The organism is Candidatus Melainabacteria bacterium (genome assembly GCA_003963305.1).
Classification (GTDB): domain Bacteria; phylum Cyanobacteriota; class Vampirovibrionia; order Obscuribacterales; family Obscuribacteraceae; genus PALSA-1081.
On the sequence record RXJR01000033.1, the window covers coordinates 15569 to 35759 of the forward strand.

General features: G+C 58.3%; 13 protein-coding genes. 3 read left to right on the forward strand and 10 right to left on the reverse strand.

Annotated features, from left to right (window positions below; all coding sequences use genetic code 11):
• Positions 1-3 precede the first annotated feature (3 nt).
• Both pip and EKK48_29300 read right to left on the reverse strand, forming a co-directional pair.
• Positions 4-1002, reverse strand: a complete 999-nt coding sequence (pip, locus tag EKK48_29295; GenBank protein RTL35262.1) for a prolyl aminopeptidase — start codon at positions 1000-1002, stop codon at positions 4-6.
• A gap of 430 nt (positions 1003-1432) precedes the next feature.
• Positions 1433-2830, reverse strand: a complete 1398-nt coding sequence (locus EKK48_29300) for a DUF4388 domain-containing protein (GenBank protein ID RTL35263.1) — start codon at positions 2828-2830, stop codon at positions 1433-1435.
• Between EKK48_29300 and EKK48_29305 the strand changes: the two genes are divergently transcribed.
• Together EKK48_29305 and EKK48_29310 are read left to right on the forward strand one after the other, a co-directional pair.
• Entirely contained in the window at positions 2804-4027 is a 1224-nt protein-coding gene (locus EKK48_29305; protein ID RTL35264.1) for a histone deacetylase, read from the forward strand. The genes EKK48_29300 and EKK48_29305 overlap by 27 nt on opposite strands.
• Position 4028: 1 nt before the next feature.
• On the forward strand, positions 4029-4892 hold the full coding sequence (locus EKK48_29310; GenBank protein RTL35340.1) for a DNA adenine methylase: 864 nt from the start codon (positions 4029-4031) through the stop codon (positions 4890-4892).
• A 3-nt stretch (positions 4893-4895) separates the two neighbouring features.
• On the opposite strand, the gene EKK48_29315 is transcribed toward EKK48_29310, so the two are convergent.
• From EKK48_29315 to EKK48_29350, 8 genes are all read right to left on the reverse strand, one after another.
• Positions 4896-5351, reverse strand: coding sequence for a hypothetical protein (locus tag EKK48_29315; protein ID RTL35265.1), 456 nt, complete (start codon positions 5349-5351; stop codon positions 4896-4898).
• Between the two features lie 81 nt (positions 5352-5432).
• The gene (locus EKK48_29320; protein RTL35266.1) at positions 5433-6902 is read right to left on the reverse strand and encodes a PLP-dependent aminotransferase family protein; all 1470 of its coding nucleotides are present in this window, start codon (positions 6900-6902) and stop codon (positions 5433-5435) included.
• A gap of 145 nt (positions 6903-7047) precedes the next feature.
• A complete protein-coding gene (locus tag EKK48_29325) occupies positions 7048-8259 on the reverse strand; it encodes a hypothetical protein (GenBank protein RTL35267.1) in 1212 nt (403 codons plus the stop codon).
• A 270-nt stretch (positions 8260-8529) separates the two neighbouring features.
• Positions 8530-10566 carry a hypothetical protein gene (locus EKK48_29330; protein ID RTL35268.1) on the reverse strand — a complete coding sequence of 679 codons (2037 nt, stop codon included), beginning with the start codon at positions 10564-10566 and terminating at the stop codon, positions 8530-8532.
• A gap of 151 nt (positions 10567-10717) precedes the next feature.
• On the reverse strand, positions 10718-12106 hold the full coding sequence (locus tag EKK48_29335) for a hypothetical protein (protein ID RTL35269.1): 1389 nt from the start codon (positions 12104-12106) through the stop codon (positions 10718-10720).
• Between the two features lie 106 nt (positions 12107-12212).
• Positions 12213-12569: a hypothetical protein gene (locus EKK48_29340; GenBank protein RTL35270.1), complete on the reverse strand. Its 357-nt coding sequence runs from the start codon at positions 12567-12569 to the stop codon at positions 12213-12215.
• Between the two features lie 184 nt (positions 12570-12753).
• Positions 12754-14745, reverse strand: a complete 1992-nt coding sequence (locus tag EKK48_29345; protein ID RTL35271.1) for an acyl-CoA dehydrogenase — start codon at positions 14743-14745, stop codon at positions 12754-12756.
• A 257-nt stretch (positions 14746-15002) separates the two neighbouring features.
• Positions 15003-16013, reverse strand: a complete 1011-nt coding sequence (locus EKK48_29350; GenBank protein ID RTL35272.1) for a M4 family peptidase — start codon at positions 16011-16013, stop codon at positions 15003-15005.
• Positions 16014-17318: 1305 nt separating this feature from the next.
• Here EKK48_29350 and EKK48_29355 point away from each other — a divergent pair.
• Positions 17319-20138: a M1 family peptidase gene (locus tag EKK48_29355; protein ID RTL35273.1), complete on the forward strand. Its 2820-nt coding sequence runs from the start codon at positions 17319-17321 to the stop codon at positions 20136-20138.
• The last annotated feature ends 53 nt before the right edge of the window (positions 20139-20191 follow it).

Here is a 20191-nt window from a genome sequence, read left to right on the forward strand (position 1 = left end):
GGCTCAGACAGCGGCGAACTTGTCGGCAGCCTCGACGAGAGCGCGAGTGATGCCGGGCTCGGACATCGAGTGACCGGCATCGGGCACGACGACGAACTCCGCCTCGGGCCAGGCCTTGTGCAGCTCGTAGGCGGTGGCGATCGGGCAGACCATGTCGTAGCGACCCTGCACGATCACACAGGGAATGTGCCTGATACGGGCCACATCATCGAGCAGCTGCGCATCGGACTTGAGGAAGCAGCCGTTGATGAAGTAGTGGCACTCGATGCGCGCGATGGCGACAGCGAATTCCGGATTGCCGAAACGCGCACGCAGCCCCTCGTCGACATGCAACTTGCTTGTCGAACCTTCCCAGAGGCTCCACGCCTGCGCCGCTTCGATGCGCACATTCTCGTCATCGCTGGTCAGCCTGGAGTAGTAGGCCTTGACCATGTCGACACGCTCATCAGCCGGGATCGGCTTGAGGTAGTCGCGCCAGAACTCGGGGAAGACAGTGGATGCACCCGACTGATAGAGCCAGTCGAGTTCCTGCTTGCGACCGAGGAAGATGCCGCGCAAGACGAGCTCGCTGACGCGGTCGGGATGCGTCTCGGCGTAGGCGATGGCGAGCGTGCTGCCCCACGAGCCGCCGAAGAGCATCCACTTCTCGATGCCGAAGTGCTGACGGATCGCTTCCATGTCGGCGACCAGATCCCACGTCGTGTTGTGGTCGAGCGAAGCGTAGGGCAAGCTCTTGCCGCAACCACGCTGATCGAAGAGGATGATGCGATAGACATCCGGGTCGAAGAAACGGCGATACTTCGCGTCCGTTCCACCGCCGGGTCCACCGTGGACGAAGAGCACAGGCTTGCCGTTGGGGTTGCCCGACTCTTCGAAATAAATCTTGTGTCCGTCCGAAACGCTCAGCATCCCTGTGCAGAATGGAGCGATTTCCGGATATAGTTCGCCTGCCTGCCGCTCACCAGTACTGGTGTCACGGGCGGGAGCTGTATCGGTACTCATGTGAGACCTCCACTTTCTGGGCACTGAAGATGGTGTCGTATGAACCTCAGTTCATCACGCTACCAGAAGCAGGTTCCATGTTCCCACTCGGCCCCATGCATACGCAAACGCGCGGAGCTGAAGATGAGCAAGAGATGGAGATGTGCCGGGTCTGACCTGCTATAGAACTAAAAGAAGTAAAGAACGAAATTTAACAGCTAAAACTAGTGCAGATCTAATTTCTTGATCAAGAGCATTTTAAGATCAATTAGCTAAGCTTCTCTATTTTAGGCTTTACAACGGCAAAAGCGTGGCTATGACAACTAGCAAACCTTGGCAACCACAGTTGAGCAATCAGGCTTAAGCGATGCCCGGAAGGTAACGAGCCGCTCCGAATGACAACCTCCGTTTCGTCTCTTCTGGCGCTTTCCTGAAGTCGAGATAGCAAAACTCATCCGGCGTTAAGAACAATTCGTCGCTCAGGAGTAGCAGCCAATCGCAGCTTACAGGCACGATTCATAACCGTCTCAAAGTCAGCCCCATCGCGTGGCACTTCACACAAGCCGACAGACATTCTCAAAGCGCTGCCGTGAATGCCATTTCCCAGCTGCGTGTTTTGAAGATTATGCAAAAACTGCTTGAGAGTCGCCGCCGCAGTTGTGCCCGAACAGTGAGGAAACAGGGCCAGGAAGCGCACTCCCGTAGCCGCAGAGATTGTATCGAGTGCCTGCCCTGCACTCTCGAAACACTCCTGCACCTTGCCGATACTCTCGTAACTGAGTACGCCTTGAGACTCCAGGCCAATGGCAGCGATACAAAATGGTGTCCTGCTCATTTCAAAACGAGCAAACTCGGTGCGGGCAAGCATCAAGAACATACCGTACTTAAGCATGCCGGAAGGCTCAATCAAATTGTCGAATGTCTCTGCGATCAGGTCATCAGCATTGGAAAAATCGTCGGGATTGACTTTGATTTTCGCCGCCAGAGGAATGGGCGGAGCGGCACTACCAGGCAATTTTGGCGGAGTTGCCGGTTGAGCCGGCGCAGCTGCAGGAGCGGCGGCAACAGGTGCAGCGGAAACTTTTCCTGCCAACAAATCTTCGAGCGATGAGTTGACCGTGCGCGTCGCTGCCGGATAGCCATTCTGAAATTTGAAATCACCAGAGGTCCAGGTCAAAAGGTCTACGACTACGCTATCGCCGGTCATGTCACGGTCTTTGTAAATCGAATGCACAGACTTAGCATGCACAGGCGAGCCGTCGGTAAAAAACACCTCTGATTCGACAGTGCCCTGATTGATGAGAAGACGCCCTGTCGCCTTGCTTGACGCCAAACGCTGCACTAAGTTGCGAATCGGTATTTCTCGCAAGTTTCCTGATTCGAGCGAGCCCGCACCACCTGCGGTGCCGGACTGAGCCGCACCACCATAGCCAGCCGCAGCACCACCGTAACTTCCGGCAGAAGCACCCCCATAGGTGCTCTCAGAACCGCTTGAAGCTCCACCATAAGCGGGAGCTCCTCCATACTCGCTTTGAGCTCCGCCATAGGAGGGCGGTCCACCGGCACTGTCTCGTGACTCCGGCGAAGCACTCTGGTTCGCCCACTGTTCGTCAAGCGGTGCAGACGCTGCCGCATCACCAGCCTGGCCGTCGACCAGTATTTCATCAATTACCGACAGCACCATATAAGAGTCGCTCGTCTGCATATTAAAAAGCTGCTGGCGCCGACCTTCGATGTCTGCTTGCAACGTCCAATCAGCGGCACTGACTGCAGCATTATCGTGGGCGCTGACGGCCCAACCTTTACGCTGGTCTGCCTTACCATGCGTGACGACGTTCAGATAGTACATCTTAGTCTGATCGGGCGAATGCCACTTGTACTGAAAGGTTCGATCCGGAGACTTCTGGGACAGACCCAGAATCTGTGTCAGATCTGCATTTGTCGGCGGTTGTTTCTTGGCTGCTTCCTCCTGAGGCTTTTTGCTTTTTCCCAGACCGAAACCGCTGCTTCTCATTACAATTTCTCCCAGACGCTAACTCAACTTGCCCCAGCGAACCTACCTTGTAACACCCAGGCGCTATACTTGCAAACGATGATTGCGCCTCTGTTTTACTCACCAAAATACAAGACCGACCTTGGCCGGTTCGGCATTGACAAGCCCTTCGCTCTGGATCGGGGCGAGCTCGTCTTGAAACGCTTAAACGAGGAAGCAGCTGCCCGTGGCGCTGAAAAAATCCAGTATCGTCTGCCCGAACCCATATCTGACGCGGACGTTCGACTGGTTCACACGGCCGAGTATCTGGAAACTCTGAATGACGCCGCCACTTGGCTTGATATTTTCGAATTCAAGGGTAACGAGTACATTCCTGAAAAAGCTATCGAGCCACTGCCAAATTTAATCGAAGATTTGAGACTAAAAAGTGGTGGCACCCTTGCAGCCGCAATGCTCAGCCTGGAAACAGGGCTAGCCGCCAGTCTGGGCGGAGGCTACCACCATGCCTTTGCCGATCGCGGCAGAGGCTACTGCGTGATCAACGACGTAGCCATCGCCATTCGTTCGATGCAGAAAAGCAAGCTGGTCAAAAATGTGCTGATTGTCGACCTGGATTTTCACCAAGGTGACGGCACAGCCAGAATCTTTCAAAACGACGATTCAGTTTTCACATTTTCAGTACATTCACACGAAGGATGGCCCGACGAAAAACAAACCAGCGATCTTGACGTGCCCGTGAAAGAGTCAGAAACAGGGTGTTATCAAGAGCTGATGGAAGCCGGTGTGAAAGAGTCCCTGCGCCGCTTTGCACCGGATATGGTGCTGTTTGTAGCGGGCAGCGATCCTTACGAGAAGGACGTTTTGCCGGGCACCAAATTCATCAGACTCTCACTTGAGGCTATGAAAGAAAGAGATTTCTATGTTATAGATACATTTGCGGGCAAAGGTATTCCTCTTGCCATGGTCTTTGCCGGCGGGTACGGGCCAGATGTCTGGGAAGTGCATTACTGGGCGACACGCCGACTACTGGAAAGAGCGGGAATAATTGTTTGAGATGCAGCCTGCTCGACGAGCAAAGGGCACAAATGTGCGTCACCTCGTAACAGCAAAAGCAACTCCGTTTCTTAAATGGGCAGGCGGCAAATCGCAACTGCTTGCGACCTTCGACAAATTCTATCCAAAGAATTTCAACCGCTATTTCGAACCGTTTCTGGGCGGCGGGGCGGTGTTTTTCAGCCTGGCAGCCCGCTATGAAGGGCTGAGAGCAACAATCTCAGATTGCAATGATGAATTGATCAACTGCTACACGATGATACGCGATCAGCCCGATGAAGTTCTCGAAGAATTGCGTGAACACCGCAACGACATTCATCACTTCTACAAGATCAGAGCCCAGAACGCCGATCAACTGGACGACGCCGAACGCGCTGCCCGCATGATTTTCCTCAACAAAACTTGCTTCAACGGACTCTATCGAGTCAATCGAAAGGGACAGTTCAACGTACCTTTCGGTCGCTACAAAAATCCCAAACTGGTTGATAGTCAGAACATTTATGCCGTCAGTCGCGTACTGGCCAACACCCAGATTATCTGTCAACCATTCGAAAAAGCAGTAGCCAAAGCCAGACAGAACGATTTTGTTTATTTCGATCCGCCTTATCATCCACTCAACAGCACTTCCAACTTCACAAGTTACACGAAAGGTTCGTTCAACTACGCCGATCAAGAGCGTCTGGCTCAAGTGTTCAAATCGTTGAGCCAGAAAGGTTGCTACGTCATGCAAAGTAATTCGGACATCCCTGTGATTCGCGAATTGTATTCAGGCTTTCGCATCGAAACAGTGCAGGCAAACCGCGCTATCAACTGCAACGGTGACAAACGCGGTCGCATCAACGAACTAATTATTCTCAACTACTGATCGTCAAAGCACCGTCAAGTGCACACCACTAGTGGTGGCATAGGCAGAGCGGGCGGGATGTGTTGCCGTGCCATGCTTGAGCGTGTGTTGCACTGCACGGCGAGCGACAGGGTGGCTGGTCGAGCGCTGTACGGGCACGAAAACAGTCTCAAAAGAGGCGGTTTGATAGGCGCGCCGCGTTCCACGTGCGCCTGCTCCCATGTTATAAACACTGCTCGACTCACGCTTCAAATCCTTCTCTTTGAGCGCTTTCCAGACGTAATAGCGATTCCATAAGGCCGCCATCTCACGTTTGCTCACCTTGTAGTCTGCAGTATGGTAAGCATGACGAGCGGAAGACGCCGCTCTCGAGGCTGCCGAAGTCACATCCTGATGTGGTATATCCAAGACACTCACCTGCTCGATAGCTTCCCGTAACACGCGGGCTGGACCCAAGATATCATAACGTGCTGGAAAGATCCTGTACTCACCCTATTCTTATGTTCAACTACGGTCAGACTTAATGTTTAGGTTGAGTTCGCTGCTGGTGGAAATCTTTCATCAATCACTGTGAGTAACAATTGCACTCAGCCGTCGAATGCCCTCTCGAATCTCCTCGGGAGAAAGGTTGCCGTAACCGAAGACAAACTCGCCGCGGCGCGGATTCTCGAGATAGCAGTTCGTGGTTGAAACCAGACCGACGCCGACTCTGGCACAGCGCGCAATCAGTATTTGATCCGGGACAAGCGATTTGATTCTAGCCATGACATGCAGTCCGGCATTGTCACCAAATATGGTGACTCGATGGCCCAGATGCTGCTTGAGGCTGTGTATCAAAGCCGAACGCCTTTCCTCATAAATTGGCTTCATATGCTTGATATGCCGCTTTAGATGCCCTTCTTCGATGAAGTCGGCCAATGCCTCCTGCATCTGCGCAGGCAACGGGTCAGCGGCCAGCCGGCGCATATTCTCGAATAGTTCAACAAGATTTTCAGGCACGACCATATAGCCTATGCCAAAAGAGGTGTAGAGAATCTTGCTGAAACTGCCCACATAGACGACCAGACTGTTTCTGTCCAGACCAGCTAGAGCGGGTATGGGCTGCCCTTCGTATCGAAACTCGCTGTCGTAATCGTCCTCTAAAATCACAGTATTGGCTTTGCGGGACCAATCAAGAAGTTCCATGCGCCTCGACATAGAAAGAATCGTACCTGTAGGAAATTGATGTGAAGGCGTCAAACAGAGCAATTTGATGTCATTTCTGGTGCGTGCGGCCAGTTGCTCGACAATCAAGCCTGATTCATCTACATCGATGGGCACAAGTTCGGCACCGTAAGCCTCGATGGCCGCACGCGTGTCCATGAAGCAGGGATTTTCCATAGCCACCAGATCGCCTCTGGCGATGAACAAGCGACTGATCATATCCATCGCTTGCTGATATCCAAGTGTTGTAATCACCTGGGCAGGCGAACAATCGATGCCGCGCGTCTGCCTGACGAGATCGGCAATTGCCTGACGCAACCTCATCGAACCGGCTCGTGGTCCCCAATCGAGCAAACTGCTCTGAGCGACACGACTGCGTTTCCACAAATTTTTCGTCCACTGCTCAAGTGGCAATTCTTCGAGCGCATTGCGCCAGAAATAAAAGGGAATCTCCAGGTCCTCGCCCACAGGTGATTCGATCACCTCAGTCTTGCTCAGTCTCTTGCCCAATTCTGTCAATTTGTTGGTGACGCGAGCAGGCACCGGGCCGCTCTGAGAAGCAGGCAATTCCAGACATACGAAGGTATTGGACTTGGCTTTTGCGTCCAGATATCCCTCAGCAATCAGCTGTTTGTACGCATCGACAACTGTAGAGCGGGAAATTTTCAGCGTCTCTGATAATTCGCGCGTCGATAAAACCCGCATTCCAGGCTTCATCTCGCCCGACAGGATGGCGGCGCGGATGTGGTTGTACAACTGGCGATCGAGTGTTACGTCACTGTTTCGATCTAGCTGGATATTAAGGGTGATCATCATCGCGATGATCATACGATAAATGCAAACCAGTGCGTCTTGCCAACGCTACTATATTGATGACTAGAAGGGATAAAAAAAAGAGCTACGTGGAGGGCCGGAAAGCCTCATCCACGTAGCTCATAACCATCATCTGGTTTTTGTGCCAGACAGGCGCGTTTCAGTACTCGCCGTACATCGAGTAGGGATTGTACGGATAGATGCCGGTCGGTCCAGGCGGGCGGTCGAAGCGCTCCAGTTCCATGAGCTTGGCCGGCAGCGTCTCACGCAGGTTTTCAGACGGTGTGTGCGGCGTCGATGCGATCTTCTTGCCGTCCTTGTCGTAGACCTCCACCTTGGCCAGAGTGCCGTCGGGGGCAAACGTCTTCTCGATGCGTGCGGAGCCTGGAGGCTGATGGTAGATCGTCACCGTTTTCGGTGTCATTCCATCATCAGCGGTATAGACTGCCAGCAACGTGTTGTCTTTCGTATCGGTCTGAGCCGCATACGTCAGACGGTAACGCTTGATCGAGCCGCCATCGGGGGTTTGCAGGTTGTCCACCGTGAAGGTCTGCTTGTAAGACGGCTCGCCCTTCTCGGTGTAATAAGCAACCGTCATGCTGCCGGCGTTGATTTCACGCTTGACGATCTTGGTGCCGTCGAAACGCAAAAGCGTCAGGGTGACGGTGTTCGGACCCTGCTCGAGCCGCTTGTAAACGTTCACACCATCGGGGTAGTAGAACTCGGTCGTGATCGTCGACCCCCGAGAATCTGCCTTGGCCACCGAGGTCTTGACGCCTTTGTCGGTGAAGGTGGTGATCACGGTGCTGCCGTCGGTTTGCAACAAGAGCGACGAAATCACAGCGCCGTTGGCAGCATATGACTCATCGAAGTTGGCCACCCACTTGTCTTTCTTGACGAAGCGCTGATGGCGAGCCACGGTTTTACCGTCGGCGGCAAAGCTGTACGATTCGAAAATCGTGCTGCCACCGAAGTTGGTGCCCTGACGTTGCAGCTTGCCGTCCGGATAGTAGTCGACGACCGAGACGTAAGTCTTGCCGTCGGCTTCATAGACTGCCTGCCGCTGAAGCTGGCGCACCGTACTGCCTTCAGGCGCCGGATACCAGATCTTCACTTCAGCCAGAGTTTTGTCGGCACGGTGCGTAGCCACAGCCGTGCGATTGTCCGAATACTCGATCCGTTCGTCAAAACCGCCGCCGGGCCTGCTCGTGACGAAGCGCACTTGCTCGGCACCGCCCGGTTTGAGAATGACGCTGTTGGTCGTCGACTTCGGAAGAGACAGTTCGCTTTTCTGTCGGCTGCCGATCGTCGCCAGACCGGCAACGATCACAAGCAGCAGAGCGAGAAGCGCAAGATACTTTCGCGAATTCATGTTGAGATCTCCTTGAACGGGAAGAAGCCGGAGTGCTCTTCACCCGCTCAGAGAAACCAGCGTTGGGCTGGTCTGTGGAAAACAATTTTGCACCGTAAGTGGTGCGAAACTATTAGCAAGCGGCACGCCGAGCGGGTCTTCGACCGAAGTCAAAGACCCGCCCTTTGTGCAGGGGAGAACGCCTCCCCGGTCGCAAATAAATCGCTTCCGAGCGGCGCCCGAGGGACTGCGAGGTGCCCTCGAACGCCACTTCAGAAGCTGACCACCCGGTTACTGGGTCGTGCACGGGTCCTTCGGAATCTCCGAACCCGGCGCGCCAGGCACCTCGGGCACGAGGTTGCTGTGGTCCTTGCCGCAGCCGCAGATGGCCTTGGAAGCACCGGGCACCAGCTCCGAGGCCTCCAGGCGCTCGCGCACCGTGTCGAGCATGCGCAGAGCGTTCTTCTCGACCATGGCGATCGAGCTGCCGACGCGCCGACCGCCCTCGGTCAGACCCCAGTAAGCCATGGTGGCAGCCGCTGCCACGTAGGTGGCATACATGCCGCCCATGTCCTCGGGAACCGCCGAGCTGCCGGCCATGAGGTTCTGCGCCAGCGCATCGACCTTGGCCTGACGAGCACGATTCCAGTTGACCAGGTCGGACGTCGACACACCGCCGAGCGACTCGAGCGGCTTGCGAATCAGAACCCGCGCCACAACAGGAGCCACCTGCTTGAGGTCGGACATGGCGATCTTGACCACCGACTTGCTCTTGCCCTCGGTGTCCTCCCAGGTGATGTAGCGGGGAAGCGGGCTGCCGACCGCCTGGTCAGCGAGAGCACGGCACTGCTCGGCCTCCTCGGGGAAGCCGATCTCGTCGAGCGCGGCCGCCACGATGTAGGCGCGAATGTAGTCGGGCGGGTGCGGCAGGAAGGTGTGCCGGCCGTCCTTGCCCAGCTCGTAGTACGAGCTCGAGCGCAGCAGCTGGTCGCTGTCCCTGGCCGCGAAGACGCTGCGTCCCTGCGAGTTGAAGGCGCAGAAGGTCATCACCATGTTGTAGAGGAAGGCCGGTCCGACCGAGAGCACCCCGCCCGAGATGTCGGCATCGACCTCGCCGATGGTGTCGGCGAAGAGCTGCGCAATAAGCTCGATGGGCTCGTAGGAGAACTTGCCCACCTTCTGCTTCTCGGTGACGAAGTTGAAACCCTTCTCCTGCCAGACCTTGACGATCTCAGCCACCACCGACTGGGTGAGCTCGGAAGCCAGCCCGTTGATGTCGGCGAAGATGTCGTGACGGAACTCGTGCGTGTAGAGCACGAGCATGAGCGAGATCATGTCACGCTCGTCGTGAGGCACCTCGATGGCGTGAGCCTTGATCGGACCCTTGCTGCCGGGCAGCGTCGACGGTCCTTGCGGGCTGAAGCGAGCCACGAAGACCGAACCCACCTGGAAGATGTTGCTCTCCAGCTTGGCGCGGCACGGACCCGTCTTGCCATCGGCGCAGTGGTCGTCCAGGGCGCCCGTCTCGAACAGCTTGAAAGCCTGCTCGACGACGAAGGTGACAGCCTGGAGCTGCTTGTACATGCCGTCACGCAGCTGGCCGAAAGCATCCGTCCAGATGCGCAGCACAGTCAGGATCTCGGCCAGCTCTTCGTCGAGCGAGCCGACAGCAGCCTCGAGCAGCTGATGAGCAGGGGCCTTGGGGTTCTGTCCTGCGAGCACGGAGAGCACGCGCGGCAGAGCCTCACGGTAGAGAGCACGGAGCTGACCGAGCTGACCACCCAGGCTCATGATGGCCGGGCGGTACTTCGGCTCCATGTTCTGGCCTGCCCAGTTGACGGCGCCCGCGAGCGGGTCGAAGCGGTCGGCGATGATGGCGTCGAAGCGTCCGTTGTGGAGCACCTGACGCACACCCTCAGCCGCCACCCAGAGAGTGGGTCCGAGACCCTTGCCGGCCTGCTTCTCCTCGGGCAACTGCGGCACGAGGGGAACGGGCACACCGGCGCCGGCCGGCAAGAGGGGGAAGGCCTCGCTCATCTCGACGCGGATGGGCGGCAGGCCGAACTCGCGCCGGGTGGAAGACTCGGCACGGTCATCGGCTGCCTCTCCGACCACGCTGGACGAGTCGTTCGCCAGCCGCGTCAGTGAGTTGATGACGAGAGTTTCCACCTCGGGAAAGTTGAAAGACTGCTTGCCATAGCCGGGCAGAACCACGATGTGGTTGCACCCGCCATGCTTGGTGTGGGTGGCGGCAGGCTTCTTGCCGGCGCCGACGATGATGTTGTTGAGCTTCGCCAGAGTGGCGGTCTTTTTCTTGGTCGTAGCCATAGTGTGTAGGCTCTCCTTACTTTGATCGCCGTTGAGCAACCGCCCGAAAAGGCAGCTGCTCGCAGGCGCTGGAAAAAGATGGGTGCCCGAAGACACCCAGGAAATCGCAACCAGAGCCGCGATTAGTCATTTGAAGACAGAACGGGCAGCGTTACGACCGGCTGGCCAGAACGCTGCGAATGGTCTTAACGAGCACGTCGACAGAAGGCATCGAGCGATACTCGGGAATTTCGAGCCGCACGTAACGACCGATGCATGCACTGGGCGTGACGATGGGCTGGCTCTCCTGAAGGGCCTGCTTGAAGGCGTTGGGCGACCAGGGCTCGGGCACCTTGAAGCAGATGATTGAAGGAACGAGGGGTCGCTCCGGTGTGCTCTCGAGCACCTCGATGCCGTCTACGGCGGAGAGGGCTTCCACCACCTGGCGACGCAGCCTGGTCACAAGTGCAAGCTGATGCTGCCTGCGCTCGCTGTAGGTCTCGCCCACGCCTCGCCAGAAGTGACAGCGCACAGCCTCACGCATCGCCACCACCTCGGGAATCGAGACGGCGCCTTGCTTAAGGAGGTGCGGGGGAAAGCGATCTTCGTACTGAGGCTCGAACTGGAAGTGCGAGACCCAGGGCGGTGCCTCCTTCATGCTGCCGGTTTCGATGCGCTTGAGGAAAGCTTCGAGCAACTCCCGCTTGAGCACGAGCGTCGAGGCAATCAGCAAGCCGCCGAGCGCCTTGGACGAACCGAAGACGTAGGCATCGCAGAACGAGACCGGGTTGGCGATAGATTCAGCGTCGGTGCGACCGATGCCCTGAATGTCGTCGACGATAAAAGAGAGCTGAATACCGTCGGCTTTCAGTTCCTCGACAGCGCGCGAGACTGCCCTGACAGGCAGAATGCGCCCCGTTTTGGTGACGTGAGGCAGAACCAGGCAGCCTGTGATGCGACCGCCCTCAGAAAGGCTGTAGGCAGCCTCTTTGATCGACTGGACGAGCTCGTCGTTGGTGAGCCGCCCGATACCGATCACCTTCGAGGTCGGCGTCACATCAGGCGGATACGGCAGAACCGGCTCCGCTTGATAGAAAAGAGCGCTCGTCGGCTGAAACATCGCCGACTCCATCTGATTGGGATTGCGCCCCATCAGAGCAGCTGGAACGAGCGACCCGCCTTCGTCGGTGGTGATGGTGAAGAAACGCCCGCCGACCGCGCTGACGTGAGCGCAGAGGCGCGACGCAAGCAAGAGCGAGGCAGTACCGCTGGCATCGAAGACAACCGGCGTCTCGACGGTAAGCTGCAAGAGCTGACGAATCAGAAAGCGGCTGTAATCCATGTCTTGCAGGTAGTAGCGTGTCAGCGCGGCCGGGTCATCGAGGAACCGACGCACAGCGTTCACCGCCTGCTTGGCTGGTCCTGACACTTCCATCGTGGGCGACGCAATCGTGGCACCGCCCCACCAGTTAGAAAACTTGTGCTTCCAGTCGACTCCATGCCTGGGCACGGGAGAAGTGCCGGCAGGAACAGACCCGAAGTGCTGTTTGGGGTTGAACATAAAAGTTGTCGCCTCCTTCCACTAAGCAAGCTCTCGCTTGCCGCAAGACAGCAGCAGGCAGCCGACATGACCGCCTGCACCTGTCGGAAAAGAAAGATTGAACCCGCTACTGCGCAGCCTGAGCCGGGTAGGGGTTGTACTTGACGCCCGTGCGCACGTCGAAGACGCAGGCACGACCATCGACCGCCTCGGCGCCGGCGTCGAAACGCTGGCAGTCGGCAGCCGCCTCATCGAAGGTCATGAAAGGACCGTCGGGCAGATCGGTGCTGCCGTCCTTGAAGTGGAACCCGGCACCGTGCGTGCTGTAGAGCACGAGGAAGTCGCGTCGCGGCGCCGCCAGAACGCGGTTGGGCTGACTGGCGGAGCGGCGCGGAGAGGTGAGCGCCTTGAAGGCGAACAGACCGAGCACACCGAGAGCGCCTATGGCGAGCAGGTCTACACCGTTGCGATTGCTGTTTCTCATATGGGAGTTCCTTGAATTTTGGTCGATAGGCATCGACGGGTCCATGGAAAGCAACTCGGGGCGAATGCAAGAGCGCACTCGCCCCGAGCGCATGATGAAACGGAATAGCAAGTGGTGAAGGATCTGCCGATTGCGAAAATCGGACCAAACTCCAGCCAACACTTGCGTTTCACGCTTCTACGACCTACTTCTGGTCGTACTGGCGCAGGATGGTAGCCTGCGGAACACCGGCAAGCTGCGTGAACTTGCCGTCAGAGACAAGCCGAGCCAGCTTCGTGCAGGCGCGGAAGTAGCCGTCATCGGGCAAACCACCGACGAGCTGCATGGTCAGGTCACGGCAGAGCACATCGGCCGCCGCGATCGTCGCCTCGTCACCACGCTCGGTGGCATACTGCACCACCGCCAGCATCGTCACAGTGCGCTGCACAGCCATGGACATCTGCACCATCTGGAGCTGACGGTCAGCCAGCGCCACCTGGTACTTGAGCATGGCGCGCTCGATGCGCTTGGCCAGACGTGTGAAGTTCTTGAGGGCGAACTTGGCGTGGCGGCGCAGCTTCGGGTTGACCTCAGAGACGCTCTGGAAGTCGCCGAAGCGGCTCTCGGTGCGGAAGATCCAGCCCGCCATGGGCAGAGACGCGCGCACCAGACGCAGGAAGTTGGCAGGCTTGAGGAGCTTGCCCACCTGAGCCAGCGTCTTGCCGCCCCGCCACTTGAGCAGGTACTTCATCTCCACGCCGGAGGCTGCCATGGCAGCCATGACCGGCCCCATGTAGCTGTTGCCCGGGTCCTTGATCAGACCCTTGAAGAAGGCCATGGCCAGGACCTCGCCCTCACCCTCGTAGATCATGGGCGCGAGCAGGTCGTGGATGTTGTCGCCGACGATGCTGCCCTTGAGCAGCGAACGTCCGCCCAGCGTCTTGAGCGCGTCTTCGATAGCCACTTCCTTGAGCGACTCCGAGCCGAACACCTTGGCGATGATGCACTCGAGCTCGCCGCGGTAACCCTGGTCGAGCAGCGAGGAACACCAGGCCACGAGCGCGTCGGCACCGACGATGCGAGAAGCGGCGTGGGCGATGCGGCGCTGCACCAGCTCACGGCTGGCGATCTTGTCGCCGTAGGTAACGCGGTAGTCGGCCCACGGCAACATCGCCGCAAGCAGCGTACGCATCACACCCGAGGCGTTCGCGCACAGAGCGATACGCCCACGGTTGAGGCCGTGATAGGCGACGGTGAGACCGTCTCCGACCGGCGGCACGAGCAGGTTGGCCTTGGGAACGCGCAGGTCCTTGAAGACGATGCCGTAGTTGTAGATGTGGCGTACGGCGTGGATCTCGTACTTGTCGAGCTGGAAGTGCTCGTTCTCCTCGGCCGGCAGGTCCACGATCAACACGGCATGCTTGCCGTCGATCATGGCCACGAGACCGATGGTGCGACCGGGTCGGATGTTGGAGATGAAGAGCTTGCGCCCGTTCACCACGTAGTCGTCGCCGTCGAGCACAGCCGTGGTGCGCAGCTGCGTCAGGTCGGAACCGGCATTGGGCTCGGTCAGAGCAAATGCCGAGAGCGCCCCGCCCGAAGCCAGCTTGGGCAGGAAACGAGCCTTCTGCTCGTCGGAGCCGAAGCCAATAAGCGGGTCGACAGCACCGATACAGCCGTGGATGGAAGCCAACCCGGCCGTCGTCGCGTCACCCTTGGCCGCCATCTCGGTCAGAAATGGCATGAAGTCAGACAACAGAGCACCTTCTCCACCGAACTCCGGGTCAATGAGCAGACCGAAGTAGCCAGCTTCGGACAGATCACGGATGCAAACGTCGGAGATCTTTTCTTTCTCGTCGAAAAGCGTGCCCGCCTCGTTATGCGCAGCGACAATGTCGATGCACGCGGCCATGACCTGAAGGTACGCGGGTTTCTCAGCGAACCCAGCCGGGCGGGCATGGGGCGCGAAGAGCCGCAGGGGGGAATTGCCGAAAACGCCCTTGGCTACCGGGCTTTCGGAAGTGCGGAAACGGGCCTCGAGAGTCTTCTCGAAGACTTCATCGGCACGGTCGATCGTGCCGACAGCCTCGACCTCAGCCGATCCCTTGCCACTCTGGCGCAGGACCTCTTCCGCGAGATTCGTGTCGTCGGAAGCCGTAACACCTGGCTTCCCAATCTTTTTGTTAGCGGGGTTCATATAGCGAACTCCTTCTTCGACTAACTAACTAAATAACTAGCGTCGTCAGCCGTCTAGATGTCCTTAGATGCACAGCGTTGTGCCGCACATCCTGCGATCATTCGTCACCGACAGAGGCTCCAAACCTTTGCCGGCTTCACAAGCGTTGAGCTTCCGATGCGCCACCACCCATAGTGGTAGTGGCGCCCGGAAAGAAAACCGAAAAGGGCCAGCCGGATATTACTCCGGCCAGCCCGATTCAGTGAATTGCATGCAGATCAGGCGACCTTGATGCCGACCTTGTCCCAGGCGGCGACGAGCTTGTCGACGATCTCCGGGAACATCTTGCGGCAGGTGGTGACCGTCGCGTTGGCGAAGCCCTGGAAGTCGGTGTCGCTCTTCACGAGCCCGGAGACGCAGGCGGTGTTGAACCACACCGGCAGCGCCTTCTCCCAGGAGTAGCCGCCGACGGCGATGGCGAACTCGGCGAAGGCCTTGTTCGTGATGCCGCTGTTGGTGTGGACGCCGCCGTTGTCGGACGACGTGTTGACGAAGTCCTTCATGTGCGCCGGCTGGCGGTCGCGACCGATCTTGGGGTCGTTGTAGGCGGTGCCGGGGTTGCGCATGTCGCGCAGGGCGCGGCCCTTGATGCCCTTGGCGAAGATGCCCGGGCCGATCAGCCAGGAGTCCTGGTCGACGGTGAGCTTGCCGACCCACTGACGCAGGCCGACACCGAAGACGTCGGAGAGGCTCTCGTTGAGCGCACCGGACTGGCCGTAGTACTCCAGGCCGCAGGTGTGCTCGGTGACGCCGTGGAACATCTCGTGACCGATCACATCGAGCAGGACGAACGTGGCGAAGATGACGCCGTCACCGTCGCCGTACGTCATCTGGCGGGAGTTCCAGAAGGCGTTGTTGTAGCCCGAGCCGTAGTGCACGGTGCCGATCAGGTCCATGCCCTGACCGTCGATGCTGTCGCGGCCGAAGACGACCTTGAGGAAGTCGCGCATCATGCCGTGGAAGTCGTAGGCGTCGTTGACGATCTTGTCGCCGGTGGCCGGGTCGTTCTCGGCGCGCACCTTGGTGCCGGGCAGGCGCTGGCTGTTCTTCGCATCGTAGATGATGCGCTGGGCGTTCTTGAGCGCCTTCTTGTAGGTGACCTTCTTCTGACCCTTGGCCCAGAGCGTCTGGGTCTGGATCAGGGTGTTCAGGTAAGCACTGTGGCCGGTGGCATTGGCCAAGTGGAGAAGCATGTCGGGCGGGATGATTCCCTGAGTCGTGCGGTTCATGACAGTTTCCTTTCGGACGTGTCACAAACTGCCGTCTCACTTTCGTATAGACGAGTCTGAACGCGCTCATCGCTAAGTGCGATCGAACGTTCAACTCGAAGCGTTCCTTGCGAAACGCCGGCTACATATCACGCTTGAAATTGACGTGTACCGCCGAAGTCGCAAACGCGAAATCGGTCTATTTTGAAAGCGAACGGACAGCTTGCACAGTCCAGTACGTTGCGCTCACCAGATGTGGTGGCGCGGTTGATGAAGATGGTGAGCGACCATCGCTAACCATCAAGGGGCACTCTTGCCTGAGAAACCAGGTGCTTCACTACCCTCGTCGTCACTGCTTCTCCCCGACATGCACAAAGTGCACGAGTCGTTGTTGAAATGGGAATGCGCAGATGAGTCGATGCTGCGGGTGATGAAGTGCCTGAGAGCTAAGGAAAGAGTACGTAGACCCTAACTAGAAAGAGAAAGTCAAAGCAACGAAAGTAAGACCAGGTATAGAGCGCGGAGGTATATATAAACGCTCTTTTAAAAAGCAGGGTCAAAGAAAATAGCTCTCTCACTTATTTATGCAATGCAGGCAGGCAGCAACTTCCATTGAGATGACAAGAGGGCTTGCGATTATGAAGCGCTTCTCCTTTTAAGACTTTGCGGGGCACCCGATAGCCTGTCGATCGGCACCGCCAGCCAATTTCAGATCAATAGCGGAAAGATATATCGCCGCCACCACTTTGCAGGTAGCACAGCTTGTAAACATTGCCCCGAGCGGCTTGTCAAGCGCATTCCGAAGTGACTTGCAAAGTGCTCACGTCAACCGCGCCAGAGACTGAAATAAAGCAGAGCTTTTTGCCGACTCCATAGGCGGTGGCACTCAGTTGACAACTAGTGCACCTGAACACAGCATGATGTCAAGACTTCGTCGCAGTCCATCGTAGCCTCTCATGGAGCGCAGCCGTCCCGGCTGCCTTGACAATATGTACTCAAAACAAGTTGCCAAGCGGAATGCAACGTCGCGGACCGTAAAGGCCACCATGAAGCGCAGCCGTCCCATCTGCCCTGACTATGCATACTCAAACCGGGTTGCCAAGCGGAATGCGCTTAAGTACATATGATTTGATCTCAATATACGTCGGGCTATATGGTCCAGATGTCGTTTACTTTTTCTTCTTACGCTTCAGGAACCTTTTCCTCCTCTAAGCACTAGATTTCAGTGGGTCCGAGCCTCGTGCACTGTGTGTCGCAGTGGCGGGTAAGACTGACTAGATCTTTGTGAACGGAGTATCATGTTCCTGGCGTTAGGAGCGCTTCATCTTGTCCATCGAAACCTCGTTGAGGCTTCGACACACCTTAACGAATCTGGAGTCAAAAAACATGTGTAACAAGCACGCAAATCCGCAGGCTGACTCGGATGTGCCGAGCTACAAGCTCCCCACTTCCGTGATTCCCAGCCACTATCGGGTTCGGCAGATGCCGAACTTCGGCACGTTCACCTTCACGGGCGAAGTCGAGATCGACGTCGACGTCCTCCGTCCGACCTGCAGCCTGACGCTCAACACGAAGGACCTGAAGATCACGAGCGCCTACGTCGTGCACGAGAACGGCACTCGCCTCGACGCTCTCAAGACGCGCGCCACGGTGCGCTTCGCTGACGCCGAGACGAGCAAGTACGCCGACATCGAGCACGAGAGCGCCGGCACCTACGACGCCGAGGCCGAGCGCACGACGTTCAACTTCGCCGGCACGCTCGGTGCGGGCAAGTGGAAGTTCTTCGCGGAGTACGAGGGCAGCCTCGTGCAGCCGAGCCTGGAGGGCTTCTACCGCTCCAAGTGGACCGACGACAAGGGCGAGGTGCACTGGATCGGCACCACCCAGTTCGAGGCCACGCACGCCCGCCGCGCCTTCCCCTGCTTCGACGAGCCGGCCCTCAAGGCCACGTTCGACATCGAGCTCATCGTCGACGACCGGCTGACGGCGCTCTCCAACGGGCGCATCAAGTCGGAAGAGCCGTACGATGACGGCATCCGCTACGTGACGGCGGGCCCGACCTACAAGCTCGTCAAGTTCCACACCACGCCGAAGCAGTCGACCTACCTGGTCGCCTACTGCATCGGTGAGTTCGAGAGCTCCGAGCCGGTCTTCGCCAACAACAAGGAGATCCGCATCTGGTCGATTCCCGGCCAGAACCACCTCAAGAGCCTGGCGCTGCGCACCGCGGCTTTCGGCGTCAAGTGGTTCGAGGAGTTCTTCAACCGTCCCTACTTCGGTGGTGACAAGATCGACATGATCGCCATTCCCGACTTCCGGTCGGGCGCCATGGAGAACACCGGTCTGATCACCTACCGCGCCACCGCCCTGCTCGCCGACGAGACCAAGGCGACGAGCCAGGAGATCAAGCGCGTCGTCGAGGTGGTGCTGCACGAGCTCGACCACCAGTGGAACGGCAACGAGGTGACCATGGCCTGGTGGGACGGCCTCGGTCTGAACGAGTCGTTCGCCACCTTCATGGCGTACCTGGCCATGAACCACTTCGCTCCAGAGTGGAACATCTGGAACGACTTCGGCATCAAGCGCGCCGGCGCCTTCGCGCTCGACTCGCTCAAGCGCACCCACCCTGTCTTCGGCAAGGTCGGCCACCCCGACGAGGTCGAGCAGATCTTCGACATGATCACCTACGAGAAGGGCGGTTCGCTGCTCTTCCAGATCCTGCAGTACATCGGCGAGGACACCTTCCGCACCGGCATGCGCATCTACATGGAGCGCCATGCCCTGGGCAACACCGAGGTCACCGACCTCTGGGACGCTCTCGAGGAGGGCTGCAAGCTCCACAACAACAACACCCCGGTGCGCCACATCATGGACACCTGGATGCTCACTTCCGGTCACCCTGTGCTGACCGTGTCGGAGTCTGACAAGCCGGGCTTCGTCAAGTTCAGCCAGGAGCAGTTCCAGTTCCTGCCGGAAGGCGAGAACACGCAGCTGTGGCCTATCCCCGTCCACATCCGCTATGCCACCAAGGATGGTGTGGTGAAGGAGGAGAAGTTCATCGTCTCCGAGCGCGAGCAGACGGTGTACATCGACAAGGACTTCCAGTACATCATCGCCAACGCCGGCGGCTCGGGCTTCTACCGCGTGCGCTACTCGGACGGGCTCCTGGCTCGCCTGACGGCCGACCCGCTCGCCACCATGCAGGTGATCGAGCGCTTCAACCTGGTCAACGACACCTGGGGCGGTGTTCGCGCCAACAAGACCAGCTCCGAGACCTACCTGGGGCTGATCGGGAACTTCGGCGCCGAGACCAACCCGAACGTCTGGAGCATCATCAGCAGCTCTCTGGGCCACCTCTACACCCTCACCCAGGGTGCGGAGCGTCAGTCCATGAAGCAGTTCATCCGTGACCTGGTCAAGCCCGTCTTCACGGGTCTGGGCTGGGCTCCGAAGGCCGACGAGTCGCCGGCTACCCGCGAGCTGCGTGGTTCGCTGGCAGGGCTCCTGGGCACGGTCGGTAGCGACGCCGATGTGCGTGCCAAGGCCACCGAGCTGTACGACGCCTGGAAGAAGGACGCCACGTCCATCGACCCCAACGTCGTGCCGGCCGTGATCTCGATCATGGCGCACACCGGCGACAAGGCTCGTTTCGACGAGTTCGTGGGCTTCGCCAAGTCGGCCAAGACCGACCAGGAGAAGCTCCGCTTCCTCACGGCGCTGGGCAAGTTCCGTGAGCCGGCTCTCTACACCGCTGCCATGCAGATGATGCTGGCTGAGGTGAAGACCGACGACGCCCCCTACATCCTGGCCGCCTACCTGGGTACCGAGCACGCCGGCGAGGCGACCTGGGACTTCATGCGGGCGAACTGGGAGAAGATCAACCAGAAGTTCCCCACGCGCGGCGTTGTGCGCATGGTGGAGAACTGCTCGGGTCTCGACACGCCTGAGCTGCAGGCCGAGATCGTCGACTTCTTCGAGAAGAACGAGGTCAAGCAGGGCGACGTCGCCCTCGGGCAGATGCTGGAGCGGCTGGCGGTGAACGTCCGTCTGCGCCAGAACGAGACGCCCAAGCTCACGGCGAAGCTCACCAGCCTCGTCGCCGCCACCAAGGACGGTGCGGAGAAGGAGCCGGTGACGACCAAGTAGTGCGAGTCTGAACCCGGCTCGAGCTCTTACATCAGCGAGAGGGTGCATCGACG

Bases quoted from the DNA above. Each gene is read 5' to 3' on its own strand.
- EKK48_29325 (RTL35267.1), bottom strand. From the start codon at position 8,259: ATGAATTCGCGAAAGTATCTTGCGCTTCTCGCTCTGCTGCTTGTGATC.
- EKK48_29350 (RTL35272.1), bottom strand. From the start codon at position 16,013: ATGAACCGCACGACTCAGGGAATCATCCCGCCCGACATGCTTCTCCAC.
- EKK48_29310 (RTL35340.1), top strand. From the start codon at position 4,029: ATGCAGCCTGCTCGACGAGCAAAGGGCACAAATGTGCGTCACCTCGTA.
- EKK48_29300 (RTL35263.1), bottom strand. From the start codon at position 2,830: ATGTACTATCTGAACGTCGTCACGCATGGTAAGGCAGACCAGCGTAAA.
- EKK48_29335 (RTL35269.1), bottom strand. From the start codon at position 12,106: ATGTTCAACCCCAAACAGCACTTCGGGTCTGTTCCTGCCGGCACTTCT.
- EKK48_29305 (RTL35264.1), top strand. From the start codon at position 2,804: ATGCGTGACGACGTTCAGATAGTACATCTTAGTCTGATCGGGCGAATG.
- EKK48_29330 (RTL35268.1), bottom strand. From the start codon at position 10,566: ATGGCTACGACCAAGAAAAAGACCGCCACTCTGGCGAAGCTCAACAAC.
- pip (RTL35262.1), bottom strand. From the start codon at position 1,002: ATGAGTACCGATACAGCTCCCGCCCGTGACACCAGTACTGGTGAGCGG.
- EKK48_29320 (RTL35266.1), bottom strand. From the start codon at position 6,902: ATGATCATCGCGATGATGATCACCCTTAATATCCAGCTAGATCGAAAC.
- EKK48_29345 (RTL35271.1), bottom strand. From the start codon at position 14,745: ATGAACCCCGCTAACAAAAAGATTGGGAAGCCAGGTGTTACGGCTTCC.
- EKK48_29340 (RTL35270.1), bottom strand. From the start codon at position 12,569: ATGAGAAACAGCAATCGCAACGGTGTAGACCTGCTCGCCATAGGCGCT.